Origin of the sequence: Clostridium ljungdahlii DSM 13528, assembly GCF_000143685.1 — a bacterium.
Classification (GTDB): Bacteria; Bacillota; Clostridia; order Clostridiales; family Clostridiaceae; genus Clostridium_B; species Clostridium_B ljungdahlii.
The window spans coordinates 2,417,133-2,432,872 of the sequence record NC_014328.1; the positions used below are offsets into that span (position 1 = coordinate 2,417,133).

The following is a 15,740-nucleotide window of genomic DNA, read 5'->3' on the forward strand; positions in this document are numbered from 1 at the left end:
GCAGTTTTTATTCAATCAAAAATAAATTGTCTTTGTCTATATATATATTCCAGGGCTGGCTAATTTTTTTCAGTGCAACCCAATTTTCCTTTGGAATTTCCCACAGTAAACTTTTAGTCTTAGTATATGTTTTCTCCTCTACACTGTCCAAATAAATTGAAACTGTAAAAGGACTTTCATTTATATGGTTTACACAGCATTTAAATATATTTTCATTTTTATTATCATCTGCTAATTCAACATAATGTGCTCTAATTCCCATGTAGGATACCTTACCTTCAATTTTATCCTTAACTTTAAGAGTACATCCCCAATCTACAGCTTCTATAGTATGTTCATCTACCACTTCAACCTTAGATATATTTTTGCACCCTGTAAGCTGTGCTGCTGAAACAGTAGGAGGATTTTTGAATATATAATCTCTATCTCCAAAAGCTTCTACTTTACCTCTATTAATTACCGCTATATTTTTGCAAATACGATATATCTCATCTCTATTATGAGACACAAATACCGTATGTCCATTATAATTGGACAATATATGTATAAGTTGTTCTTCCATTTTACTTCTCAGATGAGTATCTAATGCAGAGAAAGGTTCATCTAATAGAAGTATTTCAGGCTCTATTGCAAGGGCCCTGGCAATAGCAACCCTCTGCTGCTGCCCTCCTGAAAGCTGACTTGGAAATCTCCTCTCCAATCCTTTAAGATTCATCATATTTATCTTTTCAGAAATTATCTTATTTTTCTTATCTTTATCCATATCTTGCAATCCAAACCCTATGTTTTGTTCTACATTCATGTTTGGAAATAGGGCATAATTTTGAAATAAGAAACCCACTTTTCGTTTTCTACTTGGAATATTTATTTTTTTATCAGAATCATATAGTACTTTTTCATTTAATACTATTTTTCCCCTATCAGGCGTATCTAACCCAGCAATAAACTTAAGTGTCATACTTTTACCAGATCCCGAAGCTCCTAAAAGTCCTATTATATTTTTTTCATTATTAAACTTTACTTTTAAACTAAACCCTGGTAACTTCTTTTCAATATCTACATACAGTCCCATTTTTAATTTCTCCTAACACCGTATATATTTTTCTGTTGATAGTCATTCCAATAATTCATAAGTAAAATGACTATAGTTGAGATTGCAACTATTAACAGCACCCACATAAAAGCTTTATCCATCTCTCCATTTTCAGCTGCAAAATAAATAGCTATAGGAATAGTTTCAGTTTTGTTAGGTATATTACCTGCTATCATTAAAGTAGCTCCAAATTCTCCAAGAGCCCTTGCAAAAGAAAGAACTGTAGCTGCCCCTATTCCTGGCCAGGCAAGAGGCAGTACAACTTTCCAAAAAACTTTCCATTCAGAAACACCTAATGTTCTTGCTGCACTTACAATATTCCTATCTATCTGCTCAAAAGCTGCCTTTGTAGTTTTATACATAAGAGGAAAAGCTATAACAGCTGCCGCTATTACCGTAGCAGGCCAAGAAAAAATTATATTGATTCCAATTTTAGAAAGTAATTTACCTATAGGACTATTTATTCCAAATATAAGGAGTAGAAAGAATCCTGCCACCGTAGGTGGCAGAACAAGTGGGAGGGTAAGTATAGTATCCAAAATATTTCTTAACTTTCCATTATAATTTACCATTAAATAAGCTACTGCAATTCCTATAAAAAAAGTTATAAATGTAGCCGTAAATGTAGTTTTTAACGAAATCCATACAGGCGAAGCATCAAAATTCATAAACTTATCCTCTCCATTACAATAAATTATTTTCCAAGTTTAAATCCATACTTTTGAAATACGGCTTTAGCTTTATCACTTGATAAAAATTTAAGAAAATCTTTAGCTTGAGTAGGATTTTTACTAGCTTTAACTACAGCTGTTGGATATACTACAGCCTTGTGAGAGTTTTCAGGTGCCGTAGCTACAATATTTACTTTCTTTGATACTAATGCATCAGTTTTATAAACTATACCAGCATCTACATTTCCTGTCTCAACCCAGGTCAAAACTTCTTTTACATCCTTACCATAAATAGCTTTTGGTTGAACCTTATCCATTATCTTTAAATTTGTAAGTATTTCCTGGGAATATTGTCCTACTGGTACACTTTTAACTTCTCCAAGAGCTACTTTTTTAACCTTATCACTTGCTAAATCGTTAAAACTCTTAACATTAGAAGATGAATTTTTAGGTACTATAAGAACTACATCATTTTTTAAAAGATTAGTTATAGTATCGTTTACTAGCAAATTTTTACCTTTTAATGCATCCATCTGTTTTGTTGCTGCAGACATAAATATATCTGCTGGTGCTCCTTGTTCAATTTGCTGTTGAAGAGTCCCTGATGCTCCAAAATTATATGTAATAGTAACATTCGGATGATCTTTTGCATATAACTGTTTGATTTCATTCATAGAATCCTTTAAACTTGCAGCAGCAGATACAGTTAAAGTCACTGCTTTTTCTTGTTTTGTAGAGGAATCTGACTTTTTTTCACTTGAACTCTGACTACCGCCGCAACCTGCTGCCATGGTTGTGACAATTAAAACCAGAATGAGTACTAAACTTTTTTTTAGTTTTTTCATTAAAACACCCCCAGCGTTTAAAACTTATATTATTTTTCAGTGAATCATAACATAACATTATATAGAGTTATACAAAGGAACATTTTATTCCATAATATAGTGTTTTATTATGATATATCTATTATATCATCTACTTAAGCAATTATTCAACCCGTTTGTAAACATTGTCATAAAAACATTATAATAATACTTAACATAAAAGCATTCAATTATAAATTGAATGCTCACTATTATAATTATATAATCAACTCTGTTATTTTCAAAAACTTTGCAAAGCTTTTGAAAATAGCAAAGTTCAAATAACAAAGAACAAATAAAGACGATTTCCGTCGTACCTGAGTAAATCTATAATTTAATATTTTCTTACGTTAGGAAAAAAATTATCCTTATTTGATATTTGAACTTTGTTCTTTAAAAAATTGTTTAGCAATTTTTTATATTAATTCAAACTTTTATATGTACCAAAGTTGGATTATATACTTATTATATATAATATTGAAATTATTCTGCTTCCCATATACCTTCAGTTAAAAATTTGTTTGCCTTATCCTGTGCCTTTTTTACAATAGCATCATTATATCCTAAAATGCCTAAAAGCTTTATTGCATTTTGAGTGGTAGCCCTTCCTTCATGGATTCTATAATCAAACTTTATTTCATTATTTTCAATACTTTCTTGAAAATGATAATTCTCAAAATACCTTTCAAGTATATGAGTAAGCTCCACATCATGGGTAGCTGCAATGCATATACAGTTATTTAAAGTTAAATATTTTAGCACTTGAGAAGAAGCTGAAATTCTCTCTACAGTATTGGTTCCTCGTAAAATTTCATCTACAAAACATATAGTAGGTATATCCTCATTTAAATTATCTATAATTCTCTTTAAAGATTTAGTTTCTACTATATAATAACTTTCATTGCTAAATATGTCGTCTTTCAAAGCCATAGATGTATATATTTTGAAATAACAGCATTTAAATTCTGAAGCAAGACAGGTATATATTGTCTCCGCTAAAATAATATTTATAGCTACTGTTTTTAAAAAAGTTGATTTACCTGATGCATTGGACCCTGTAATTAAAATGGAATCTGAAATCTCTATGGAGTTCGGCACAGATTTTTCCATAAGAGGATGTCTTATATCTTTAAACACATTCACATTTTCCTGCTTTCTTCTGCATTTAGTAAGCTCTGGAGTAACATAATTTTTTATTCTTCTCCTGTAAGCTGCAATAGACATACAGCTGTCTATCACTCCAATTACTTCAAATATTACTTTAAACTCACTGTTTCTTTCCATAAGGGCATTTGACATTTTTTCATAATTAATTAAATCCGTGAGTAAAAACATACTAGTATACTCAGCTATTATCCCTACATCTGTACCATTATTTTTTGAAGCAAAAGAAAGTCTTTTTATAGATCTTAGTTCTTTAAGAGCCTCCTTTAATTTTTTATTGTAATCTTTAAACTCCTTTACATCTTCTTTCAAAATATCTCCAGCATATTTTACTATTTTAAGTATGTACATAAAGGATTCAAATTTATGCTTTATCTTATTTTTTTCTTTGTAATATACAAATATATTGTAGGAAAAGGACAATATAATAGTAGCGAGTCCTATATATGGATTTAGAAATATTAATCCTACACCTGCAAAGGGGATCAAAGACAAAATTCTGTAGTAGAACAGTAATGATTTTCTCTTATTACCCTTATTGTAAAAGTAATCAGTTATAAAACAAGCCCTATTTTTGCCTAGTTTGGCAAGTATATATTGTATACTTTTTCTCTCTTTATCATTATTCTGAAAAAATTTTATCAATTCATCTCTATGTTTAAGTTTCTCCTCATCATATATAGGTTCTCTTAATATATTGTATAAATACTGTTCTCCAGGACTACTTTCTGTATTGTTTATTTTTTTAAAAATACTGTCCATATCAAGATCTTTCCAGGTAATTTCATCAATAAAAACTGTTCCTTTTTCCACTTCTTTTCTATTATTAAAGTATTCCGCTGTACTCTTTAGGTCATCTTCCGTATATTTTTCTTCAAACTCTGCACCCCAATCATTTTCTATTCTTCTCCTAATTTCATTATTTGACTTAATGTTTGAAAATACTGAGATTAATATGCTCACTAATATAATAGCAGCTATGTATCCGAGTACAACCCACATATTTATTCCTCCTTCTATTTTTTACTTTTGCTTAAGTTCTAAGTGTAGCTCTAATTCTATCATTGTTTAACAATAAATCTATAGCATCTAAAATATTTGTAACTGCTATATCAGATTCTAGCAAAGATTTAGTAAAGCATCCTTCTCTCCCAATAACACAAATAGATATAATACTATTTTTAAACATTTCTAGATCATTTCTTCCATTGCCAACAGATGCGGTAACATCACATCCTAGCTTTTCAACCATATACTTTTTATCTTTAGATGAATCTTCTTTATTAAATACTTTAGCCTTAACTGGAAGACCCTGGCACTGATTTTTTACAGTTCCGTAAGTATCTGCTGTAATCACATAAATATTAACGCCTTTGCCTGCCAACTCCTTTAATTTATCCCCCACAGAATCAATTAAAATCCCGTCTTGTCCAAGAGTACCATTAAAATCAAAAATAACATTTTTTATGGTAATACTCCTGCTGCCGGGTATATCAAATACTATCATTTTTAATTATCCCCTTTATAGCATTTTGCAAATTACTTAATTTTACTGTAAACTATTCAAACATAACTTGTCAATGTTAACTTTACCATCATATTCCTAAAGATAAACAGATTTCTAAGTTTCTAGTATTTATTGACAAATTCCTTTTCAGCTAGTAATATTATATATGCAAATGCAATTTGTTTGCATTTGCATATATAATATTTTAGGAGGAAGTTTATGCTTAAAAGAAATACACCCATTAAGTTTACAATACTAGCCCTTATTTTTACCTGCATTATTTTCATTTTGGGAGGTTGTGCTGCGGGAACAGCTTCAAATAATACTAAAGAATCCAAATCCAAAATAAAAGTAGTTGTATCCTTTAACGCAATGAGAGAATTTACTTCAGCTATTGGAAAGAATAAAATTGATATTATTACAATGATACCTGCTGGCACAGAGCCTCACGATTTTGAACCAACTGCAAAAGATTTCAAAAACTTAAGTGATGCCAATGTGTTTATATATAATGGATTGGGTATGGAATCCTGGAAAGACAAGGTTTTAAAATCTATAAATAATAAAGATTTAATTGCAGTAGATACTTCAAAAGGTTCAGTTCCAATTAAAAATACTGATAATGATGAAACGAAAGAGCATGGGCAATACGACCCTCATATGTGGCTAAGTCTAAAAAATGCCAAGAATCAATCTAAAAGCATAAAAGATGCCTTAATTAAAGCAGATCCATCAAACAAAAACTTTTACGAAAAAAATTACAATGATTTTTCAAAACAACTTGATGATTTGTACAGCGAATATAACAAAAAATTTCAGACAGTTTCAAATAAAAGTTTTGTAACAGGACATGCTGCTTTTGCATATCTCTGCAGAGATTTTGGTTTAAAACAAAATAGTGTAGAAGATGTATTTGCAGAAGGAGAACCCTCCCCTAAAAAATTAGAGGGACTTGTAAACTATTGTAAACAAAATAAAATAAAAACTATCTTTGTGGAAGACATGGTAAGCCCTAAAGTATCAAATACCCTTGCAAAAGAAGTTGGAGCAAAAGTAGAAAAAATATATACAATAGAGGGAAATGAAGATAATAAAAATTACATACAAAGTATGAAATATAATTTACAAATGATTTATAACAGCTTAAAATAAATTCTTCAACAATTTGTTTGACATGACATTTTCAATATAATATAATTTAATAAATTGCATAAAATAATCATGTAACTGGCGGAAATGGAGTTTACCATAGGGAGCATGATTAAAAAAGATATCGACCGCCTGGGTAAATTATATAATTTGCCCAGGTTTTTTTATGCTTAAATTTAAAATGGAGGTATTTTATAAATGGAAATGAATGAATTTGTACTTAAATATGGGTGCAACCCACACCAAAAACCTGCAAGAGTTTATATGAAAGAAGGTACTCTTCCCTTTAAGATATTAAACGGAAGACCAGGATATATCAATCTTATGGACGCCTTTAATTCCTGGCAACTTGTAAAGGAACTTAGAAATGCCACAGGACTTTGTAGTGCTGCTTCTTTTAAGCATGTAAGCCCTGCAGGTGCTGCAGTTGCAGTGCCTCTAAATGATGTATTAAAAAAGGCATATGCAGTTTCAGATATGGAACTCTCCCCTGCAGCTATTGCCTATTCAAGAGCAAGAGGAGCAGACAGGATGTCCTCCTATGGAGATTTTGCAGCTATAAGTGATGAAGTTGACTTATCTGCTGCTAAAATACTTAAAGCATCGGTTTCAGATGGAATAATTGCCCCATCCTACAGCAAGGAAGCACTAGAGCTTCTAAAGACAAAGAAAAAAGGAAACTACTGTATAATTCAAATTGATCCAAATTATGAACCAGAAGAAATGGAAAAAAGAGAGATATTTGGAGTAACTTTTGAACAAAAAAGGGATGATGCAGTTATAACGGATGATCTTTTAAAAAACATAGTAACAGATAATAAGAATATGCCAGAAAGCGCTAAAAGAGATCTTCTAATTTCAATGATCACCCTAAAATATACACAATCTAACTCAGTTTGTTTTGCAGTAGACGGTCAGGTAATTGGAGTTGGAGCAGGTCAGCAGTCAAGAGTTCACTGTACACGACTTGCTGCATCAAAAGCAGATATATGGTTTTTAAGACAACATCCGACGGTACTATCCCTTCCTTTTAAAGAAGGACTTAAAAGGCCTGAAATGGATAATGTAATAGATCAGTATCTCCGTGATGACGTAACTCCTGAAGAAACTATAGGATGGAAAGATGTATTTACTGAAATTCCTAAAAAGCTTACTTTAGATGAAAAAAAAGATTGGCTTTCAAAACTTCAAGGTGTATCTTTAGGATCTGATGCATTTTTCCCATTTAGAGATAATATAGATAGAGCTTCTAAAAGCGGTGTGAAGTATATTGTTCAGCCAGGTGGTTCTATAAGAGATGATATTGTAATAAAAACTTGTAACGACTATAATATGGTAATGTCATTTTCAAATTTAAGATTATTTCATCATTAATTTAGATTATCTAAGTGGCTAAATTTAAAGTTTGATTAATGATATATAAAAAAACTGCTGTTGCACACCATTGCAACAGCAGTATTAAAGGGATTAGATATGTTTAAGTTAACACCAATATATAAAAAGGGACTTCTTTTGGAAGTCCCTAATTAACACATTACATAGCCATATCAATTTTATAACAACATAGCCTAAAAATTACTAATGCATTAATCTTTCCCTCCGAAAGATTATTTCAAAAGTATAGGCAGGTCTCCTGACTATAGGATCATCCTCTTTAATTCCTTCCCGGAATACTCCAGTGGAAATTTAAAATCGTCACCCAATACAGTAGCGGGGGCTGTAATGGAATTTCACCATTTTCCCTTTTAATTACCTATGTAAACCACATACTTTACTATTTGATTATGTTTATATTATATACTTACGCCATTCATTTGTCAAGTAAAATGCATTAAATATTTTAATTATAAAAAAATTCTGTAATAATGATTCGTTTATACTCTACTCTTTCTCTAAAGATTTTTTATTTGACTTTGATTTGCCAAATATTTTCTCCCAATGATGTCCAACTATCAATCCTGCACAAAAATTTGCCACAGAAAAAGCTCCTACTTCTGCATCACCAGGCAATTCAATAAATGGATGGTGATCTGCTTTAATTTTGTTTGAAGCCATGGTGTTTACCTTGTCATCAGTGCCACCAGCCTCCATGTTATGACTGCTCATATACTTACCTGCTCCAAATATAAGAACCAACAAAATTAACAATACCGTTAGAATAGATTTAGTAAATCCATCTATAAATTTAATGCTTGTACCTTTCTTATTTTCTATATCTACTGCATTTGTAGTTGATTTCATCGCTATCTTGCCTCCTTATATTTCCGTCCAAGTACATCTGGCATTAAATCAGGACGCCTACTTACCATAACCTGCAGAATTACAGCTGTAAATACTGCTTCGCCTATAGCTAGAGGTATTTGAGTAGGTCCAAACCCTGCAAAAAATATCATCCACTGCTTCACTATAGGAATATGTCCATGCAAACTTATTGCAAGTTCCAAAGCTGCTACCAAATATGTAACTATATCTCCAACAAAACCTGCCACTCCAGCTGCAAGCCATATAGGGCTTTTAAAATGCCTTAAAACCTTCCAGCAAAAATATCCTGAAATTCCTCCTGCAATACCCATTGAAAAATCATTGGCACCTATAGTTGTAATACCACCATGTCCCAAAAATATGGCTTGAAAAAACAATCCAATAGCTGAGATTACAGCAGTAGCTAGTGGTCCTACTACAATAGCTGCCAGTGGTGTGCCGCAAGGATGAGAACAGGAACCGGTTACAGGTACAGGAAAGTGCATGCAAGAAATAACAAATACTGCCACTCCCATCATAGCAAGAAAAGGTTTATAATATAAATTCTCCTTTACTCTTCTTTTAATCTCTTTAACGCCCGGTACAATAAACATGGCACTTATTACATACCATGTACCCCAGGCCTGTGGTGATAAAATTCCATCTTCAATATGCATTTTATAAAGCCTCCAATTTTAATAAATTGCATCGTTTACTATATAGTAAACGATTTTAACCCTCTTAGACTAGACTAAGAGGGTTAAAATGTATAATAACAAATTAATATACTAAAATTAAGTCACCTCCCTATCACTCGTAGAGCTTAATGGTTCCTAAACAATATAGGCAGGTCTTCTGACTTAAGATCATCATCCTTATAGCCTTCCCAGTTTCCCAGTGACATATAAATAAGGACTCCTTTTTCACAGCGGCGGGACCGTGCAGACTTTTCATCTGGCTTCCCTTTTCAGCATAATAATGCACCTATATCTTTTTTATATTCTTTTATGATAATTACTGTAAAATTACACCATGTAATTATTTATGTTAATTCTCTCACAAATCCTCTTTTATGTCAAGTATGCTCTTTAATGTACCTATTATAATAAACAAGCTTCATCTTGAGTGTCAATATATTTTTCCAGCTCTCCAATAGAGTTTCCAACAAGCTCATAGACAAGATACTCAGGTTTTACAAAATCCAGCAGCTTTTTTACACAAGTATCTGTAAAAGGCTTATGACTGTCTATATTAAAAACATGCATAAATATTTCTTCACTCATTGGAGGTAATATAAACTCTTTTCCTCTTGTGTTATTTATTTTTTTCATTACATATTCACCTGATAAAGAACAATTAAGATGTATAACCTTTATCAAATTTTTTAATTCTCTTAAATTTTTTACAGTATTTATTATATATTCGATTCCCTGTTTTTCACTTTTAAGATGCAAATTTGTATTCATTAAATGTGATGTATCCAATACAAATCCTTTATTTGAATAATTAACTTTATCTAATAACCTATATGCATTTTCATAACTTAACATGGTGAATCCAGGCCACCACTCATTTTCAAATAGTAATTTTATGTTTGTATCCATGCCTTTAAAAACTTCATTTATTAGATCACTAGCAGCATCTATAATTTCTTCATCAGTATATGTAAAATCATAATTGAAAACATGCTTTTCTTGTACATGAGCTACATGAAGAACAGCATATTCTGCACCAATCTTATCAGCCATTTTGATCTCTTTTTTATAATGCTCTATCATAATTTCTCTGTTAGTACCACCATAATATTTTTCAATAACATCCAAACTTTTGAATTGTTTTAAAAGTTCCTGTGTATTATTATTCCAAAAATCTAGCCATGTAGGATAATACTTTAAATGGACACCTTTAACAAGGTTACATGGAATAATATTTTCATCTAGTCCTATGGGATGCAAAAGCTCAATACCATCCATTTTATGTTTTTTTAAAAAGTTTATGATATTATTTTTATTACAATGAAATCTTTCAACATCATAATTATATGTAGATAAATTCATTAACTTCAACAATTTTCCACACTTCCTATTTACTTTTAGTATTTTGGTTTACTACACAAATTTTTATAGAGGCATTAGTGCCCAATGTAAGTTGATTTTTTAATTTTTTAGAATTATCAAATATAATTTTTACAGGTATTTTTTCAACTTTTCTGTTATGCTTTCTGTCAGTTGAATATGCTGTGGGATTTAACGCATCTTCTGTCATTTCACTTATAGATTTTATTTTTCCTTGAAACTTTTGTGAGCCATATTCATCTATAGTTATTTGAACAGGTTGTCCAACCTTTAATCTTCTTATTTTTGTTTCATCTATCTTTGCAGTAACATAAAAGTTTTCAGGATCTGCTAAAAGTACCGCAGTTTTTCCTGGTGATAAAACTTCCCCTGCATTCACTTCCTTTTTTACAACAATACCGCTAATAGGTGATTTTATTAAAGATTGTTCTATGCTAGAATCCGGGAGATTACCCATATCCTGACGTGCCAATATTTCATCTTTGCTAACTAAATCTCCTTCATTTACATTAAATTGTAATACTTTTCCTTGAATTTGTGAACCCACTTTAATCACATCTGCCGTAACTTTTGCATCATCAGTAGCTACATAATACACGTGTTCATATACATAATAGGAAACCCAACCAATAGCTATTATTAAAACTGCTGCTAATATTCCTATAACCACTTTTTTACGATTTTTAACTATATTAATGACTGTACCAAATTTCATATTAACCCACCTTTTTCATTATTTCAATCCAACCTCTGCAAACATACCTGGTTTTAAAAGTCCATTTTTACTATTTAAAGTTACCTTCACAAGAACATCCTGGCTCTGTGAATTCACTTTTGAATTTATGACAGCTATCTTTCCTAAAAACCTATTATCTGAGATATCTGGTACTTTTATCACTACACTCTGCCCAACTTGAATTTGATTTAAAACGTTTATTGGTACATATACATTTACATAGAGATTATCTGCATTAACTATTGAAATAAGTGGTTTACCTGGAATAACCATATCTCCTACATTAATGTTTTGCGAACTTACTATACCCGAAATAGGTGCTGTAATAGAGGCATCTTTTAAAGATGCCTCTGAAGTTTTTAATTGAGCTTGGGCCTGAGCCAGCTCAGATTGATATTGAGAAATATTAGATGCAGTTGAAGTAGCTGCACTAGATAAGTTTGTCTGTACTGCATTTACTGCTGACTTAGCCTGATCAACCTTGCTCTGTAAATCTGATGTATCTAATTTGATAACAACATCTCCCAAATTTACCTTTTTACCTAATTCTGTGGACATTTCAGAAACTCTTCCGGAAATATTAGAAGTTATATCTACACTGTCATTTGTTGCAATCTTTCCACCCATTATAAAGGTAGTATCAGAATTTGATATAGCTAAGTTTGTAGATTTAGTATTATTTGTAGAACTACATCCACTAAAAAATATTCCAATAGCTAAACAAAATAAAATAGATTTTTTCAACTGCATTCTCCCATGAATCATATTATTTCCAATCATCTGAATAACCATCGTGTATGCCATCAGCTAAATATTTCCATACAACTATATCCCCAGTATGATATATCCACTGTCCACTTCCAACATTTGGTTTTACAAACTTGCTTTGGCCCTTTTTTCTAACATAATAACACCATCCAGAAAGCCTTCCTGCCTTTTTTTCTTCAAGTCCTTTTATAGCTGCAAAATATACTGTAGAAGCAGATCCTGTACATTTGTAATTTATTTTAGCATCATCCAAAATTCTTTCCGTTATATAGCCTACCGTTTCGCCATCCATATTATCTACATCTTTTCTTAAAAAAACGCTATTACCATTAACTGTATCAATAAACTGAAAAGAATTATTTTCTTCTGGATCACCCGATTTAACCACTATATTTTCACCTAAAGATTGAGAAACTGCAGGATTATTTTCTTTCTGGCTGGAATTACTCCCTGCACTACTTCCCTTAGAACTTATAGATGAGGATTTATCATTTTTTTGACTTTCAGAAGAAGGTGCTCCACTGGAGCTTTTAGATACATCTTTTGATTTTCCATTTTCTTTATCTTTAGCACCCTGTGACTGACTAAGTGCCTTTGATTTACTATTTGTATCTTGGGAACTTGCCTGTTTGTTTGTAAGGCTGTCACTATACATTCTCTGAGCTTTTATAGCAAATGTAAATAAGATGGCACAGACTACAAATGCTACTACAGCTATAATATATTTTTTCTTTTTATTCATTTTCTTGCACCCCACAATATTTTCTAATGCATTAATAGTCTATTTAAATTTATATATGCCGCTCCCTGCATTTCCCTTAAACATTTTATATGCCTCAAATGCTTGAGTTGCTTGTTCCGTTGCCATAGCATTGTATCCTGTTCCTTTTACATGGCAGAATCCTCCACCTGCTACCTCATAGCTTAAAAGGGCATCTATTGTGGTTTTCCCATTTTTAGTAAAAGCTTCACTTGTAGGATCTATTCCATTGGCACAAAGAGCTATTATGACCTGTGATATACTCTCGCTATTAGATACTCCCCAGGAAGAATAACCACCATCTGCATCTTGCATAGAAGAAAGTTTAGCAAAAGCTGTACTAACAGCATCCTTCACATCTGCCTTATCTTTATAAGGTGCTAAAGCCGTAAGTGCCATACCCGTCATATCCGGATCAGCTTTCTCACCAGCATAATCCCAGCCTTTATCATTTGTTCTATTCTTTAAAACTTCACTTATTAACTTATCCCTTGTCCATACAGAACCCTGAGGTATGTTAAAATTCCCAGAATCTAGAGCTATAAGTGCAAATACTTCTGCATTTATTCCCTGTTCTGATATATCTTTGTTATTATATATCTTTTCTATGAAATTATAACTTTTATCACTAGCCTGAAAATTTGTAGGATCCTGTCCTATGGCCATAAGTGCCAAAGTAGTTCTCTCATAATCTGTAGGTTGTGTTAGTTCTCCATTTACAGAGCTTATGCTATTTTGAAGATTACTCAGATAACTTGCAGGAACTTCTGCCCCATATCTCGATATTGCCAATGCCTGCCAATCATCTATTCCTTCTTTTTCTGCATTACTTAATATTTTGCTTACAGCTGAATTTAGTGAATTGTCTACAGAAGAAGAAACTCCACTAGATATGCCTTCAATTTCATCTAAAATTGAATCAGGTACAACTAAATTGCTGCCTAAAGCCGTAAGTACAGTATTGTCTGTCATATTAGATTTTATAAAATTTGAATTATTGGCAGAAATAGTTTTATAAACAAGTACCATAGGAGCAGATTTTTGTGCTGCAAGAGCTGAACCTGAAAGTGCATCTGCAAATTCATTTCCACTTGGCCCGTCTCCTTCTGCTATATATACATTGTTAAATTTAAGATCTGATTTAAAATTTTGAAGTATAGAAAGATTTGTTTCAAATCTAGTAGATCCTCCTAACCTTTCAGCATTTGGAAGTACATTTTTTACGTTATCTCCTATAGAAGCAGTTCCCCCTACTACATAAGTCTTTTTTACATTACTGCCTTTTATATAGTTACTTACTACATCTGGCAAGCTTCCACTTCCTGATAAAAGTATTGGCATACCTTTACTTGCAGCTATTGGCGCTATAGAAAGGCTATCTGCATAACCATTTCCTGATGCAACTACGGCACTATCTACATTACCAATATTTTGAGCTACCTTCACTGAAGTTTCATATCTATTTGTACCTCCAAGTCTTTGTATGTCACTTATCCCAAGACCTTTTAGTTGAGTTACTATATTATCAGATAATGAAGCTGTTCCTCCAATTAAAAACACCTTGCTTGCTTTAAGTCTTTCAATTTCACTTATAGTATTATCATTTAGCGCATCCTGTCTTGAAAGAATTATAGGTGCATTGAATTTTTTTGCAAGAGGAGCTGCACAAAGAGCATCTGCATAACCATATCCCTGGGCTATAACTACAGTACTGGAACCATCTTTCCACCCATTTTGACTTATTTTTAGTGAAGTTCCAATTCTATCGCTTCCATAAATTCTATCTCTAGTTATAGTTTTATCAGCAGAATTTTTACTTCCTGCATCAGCATTTACATTTGCTTCAAACCCAGATATTGTAATACCCAGTGTACATAAAAATACAATAAATTTATTAATATTCTTTTTCATATTATTTTCATTCCCTTCTCTTTTATTTTAGAAACTGCTCTTTCCCCAGTCACCTTCATAACCATCATGAATTCCATCAGCAAGATACTTCCAAACTATTACATCACCACTATGCCATGTCCACTGTCCACTGCCTATATTAGGTTTGTGAAATACATTGTCTCCATTTTTTCTGATATAATAACACCATCCTGAAAGTTTCCCAGCTTTTTTCTCTTCAAGTCCATCTATAGCTGCAAAATAAAGTGTAGAAACAGAACCTGTGCATCTATAATTTATCTTAGCATCATCCAAAATTCTTTCCGTTATATAGCCTACTGTTTCACCCTCCATACTTTTGTCCACATCTTTTGAAACAACCATTTTATTGCCGTGGACTGTATCGATAACCTGAAAAGTACACTTGCTCTCTGGATCTGTAGAAGTAACCTTTACACTTCCATTTGAGGTAGCAGTAGAAGGATTACTTGATTTTGATCCATTTTTAGATCCAGTATCTGATGGATAATCTAGGGAAGACTTACTACTTCCAGAAGAAGATGCATCAGATCCAACAGAACCAGAAGATTTACTACCGTTTTCAGAAGACTTTGAAGTAGAACTATTTTTATTTTCTGCAGCATTGCCTGCAACATTTTTATGGTTGGATTTGCTTTGAGAATTTTCAGCACTCATCTGCTTATTTGTCAGCGTATTAGCATACATTTTTTCAGCTTTTAAGCCAAAAGTAAACATAATTGCAAATATAACAAAAGCAGCAATTGCTATAACATACTTCTTTTTGTTCTTCTTAATATTCATA

15 protein-coding genes and 3 riboswitches are annotated in these 15,740 nt (G+C 31.9%); of the genes, 2 read left to right on the top strand and 13 right to left on the bottom strand.

The genetic code is table 11. The annotated features are described in order from the left end of the window. Window positions 1-7: 7 nt before the first annotated feature. The 5 genes from CLJU_RS10870 to CLJU_RS10890 form a co-directional block, all read right to left on the bottom strand. Window positions 8-1,072, bottom strand: coding sequence for a sulfate/molybdate ABC transporter ATP-binding protein (locus CLJU_RS10870; RefSeq protein WP_013238865.1), 1,065 nt, complete (start codon window positions 1,070-1,072; stop codon window positions 8-10). A 2-nt stretch (window positions 1,073-1,074) separates the two neighbouring features. Then, window positions 1,075-1,761 carry a molybdate ABC transporter permease subunit gene (modB, locus tag CLJU_RS10875; protein WP_013238866.1) on the bottom strand — a complete coding sequence of 229 codons (687 nt, stop codon included), beginning with the start codon at window positions 1,759-1,761 and terminating at the stop codon, window positions 1,075-1,077. Window positions 1,762-1,787: 26 nt separating this feature from the next. Then, the gene (gene modA / locus CLJU_RS10880) at window positions 1,788-2,609 is read right to left on the bottom strand and encodes a molybdate ABC transporter substrate-binding protein (protein ID WP_013238867.1); all 822 of its coding nucleotides are present in this window, start codon (window positions 2,607-2,609) and stop codon (window positions 1,788-1,790) included. A 501-nt stretch (window positions 2,610-3,110) separates the two neighbouring features. Next, a complete protein-coding gene (locus CLJU_RS10885) occupies window positions 3,111-4,793 on the bottom strand; it encodes a MutS-related protein (RefSeq protein WP_013238868.1) in 1,683 nt (560 codons plus the stop codon). A gap of 31 nt (window positions 4,794-4,824) precedes the next feature. Continuing rightward, a complete protein-coding gene (locus CLJU_RS10890) occupies window positions 4,825-5,298 on the bottom strand; it encodes an HAD family hydrolase (protein ID WP_013238869.1) in 474 nt (157 codons plus the stop codon). 219 nt (window positions 5,299-5,517) lie between these two features. Between CLJU_RS10890 and CLJU_RS10895 the strand changes: the two genes are divergently transcribed. Continuing rightward, window positions 5,518-6,450, top strand: a complete 933-nt coding sequence (locus CLJU_RS10895) for a metal ABC transporter substrate-binding protein (RefSeq protein ID WP_013238870.1) — start codon at window positions 5,518-5,520, stop codon at window positions 6,448-6,450. A 61-nt stretch (window positions 6,451-6,511) separates the two neighbouring features. Further along, a riboswitch (ZMP/ZTP riboswitch) is annotated at window positions 6,512-6,592 on the top strand. Window positions 6,593-6,651: 59 nt separating this feature from the next. After that, window positions 6,652-7,821 carry a phosphoribosylaminoimidazolecarboxamide formyltransferase gene (locus CLJU_RS10900; protein WP_406541122.1) on the top strand — a complete coding sequence of 390 codons (1,170 nt, stop codon included), beginning with the start codon at window positions 6,652-6,654 and terminating at the stop codon, window positions 7,819-7,821. Between the two features lie 232 nt (window positions 7,822-8,053). Beyond that, a riboswitch (cobalamin riboswitch) is annotated at window positions 8,054-8,230 on the bottom strand. A gap of 98 nt (window positions 8,231-8,328) precedes the next feature. Here CLJU_RS10900 and CLJU_RS10905 read toward each other — a convergent pair. The 8 genes from CLJU_RS10905 to CLJU_RS10945 all read right to left on the bottom strand — a co-directional run bounded on the left by CLJU_RS10905 (window position 8,329) and on the right by CLJU_RS10945 (window position 15,739). Next, window positions 8,329-8,688: a hypothetical protein gene (locus CLJU_RS10905; RefSeq protein WP_013238872.1), complete on the bottom strand. Its 360-nt coding sequence runs from the start codon at window positions 8,686-8,688 to the stop codon at window positions 8,329-8,331. A gap of 2 nt (window positions 8,689-8,690) precedes the next feature. Beyond that, complete coding sequence (locus tag CLJU_RS10910; protein WP_013238873.1) at window positions 8,691-9,365, bottom strand: energy-coupling factor ABC transporter permease; 675 nt, start codon at window positions 9,363-9,365, stop codon at window positions 8,691-8,693. 151 nt (window positions 9,366-9,516) lie between these two features. Next, window positions 9,517-9,691: riboswitch (cobalamin riboswitch) on the bottom strand. 97 nt (window positions 9,692-9,788) lie between these two features. After that, window positions 9,789-10,757, bottom strand: coding sequence for a sugar phosphate isomerase/epimerase family protein (locus CLJU_RS10915; protein WP_013238874.1), 969 nt, complete (start codon window positions 10,755-10,757; stop codon window positions 9,789-9,791). A 13-nt stretch (window positions 10,758-10,770) separates the two neighbouring features. Further along, window positions 10,771-11,478 (bottom strand): HlyD family secretion protein, encoded by a 708-nt coding sequence (locus tag CLJU_RS10920; protein WP_013238875.1) that lies wholly within the window; start codon window positions 11,476-11,478, stop codon window positions 10,771-10,773. Window positions 11,479-11,496: 18 nt separating this feature from the next. Then, window positions 11,497-12,249, bottom strand: coding sequence for an efflux RND transporter periplasmic adaptor subunit (locus CLJU_RS10925; protein ID WP_242825728.1), 753 nt, complete (start codon window positions 12,247-12,249; stop codon window positions 11,497-11,499). 16 nt (window positions 12,250-12,265) lie between these two features. Continuing rightward, window positions 12,266-13,009, bottom strand: coding sequence for a hypothetical protein (locus CLJU_RS10930; RefSeq protein ID WP_013238877.1), 744 nt, complete (start codon window positions 13,007-13,009; stop codon window positions 12,266-12,268). 39 nt (window positions 13,010-13,048) lie between these two features. Then, window positions 13,049-14,938 carry a cell wall-binding repeat-containing protein gene (locus CLJU_RS21300; RefSeq protein ID WP_013238878.1) on the bottom strand — a complete coding sequence of 630 codons (1,890 nt, stop codon included), beginning with the start codon at window positions 14,936-14,938 and terminating at the stop codon, window positions 13,049-13,051. A 27-nt stretch (window positions 14,939-14,965) separates the two neighbouring features. After that, window positions 14,966-15,739, bottom strand: a complete 774-nt coding sequence (locus tag CLJU_RS10945; protein WP_013238879.1) for a DUF4430 domain-containing protein — start codon at window positions 15,737-15,739, stop codon at window positions 14,966-14,968. Window position 15,740: the final 1 nt, after the last annotated feature.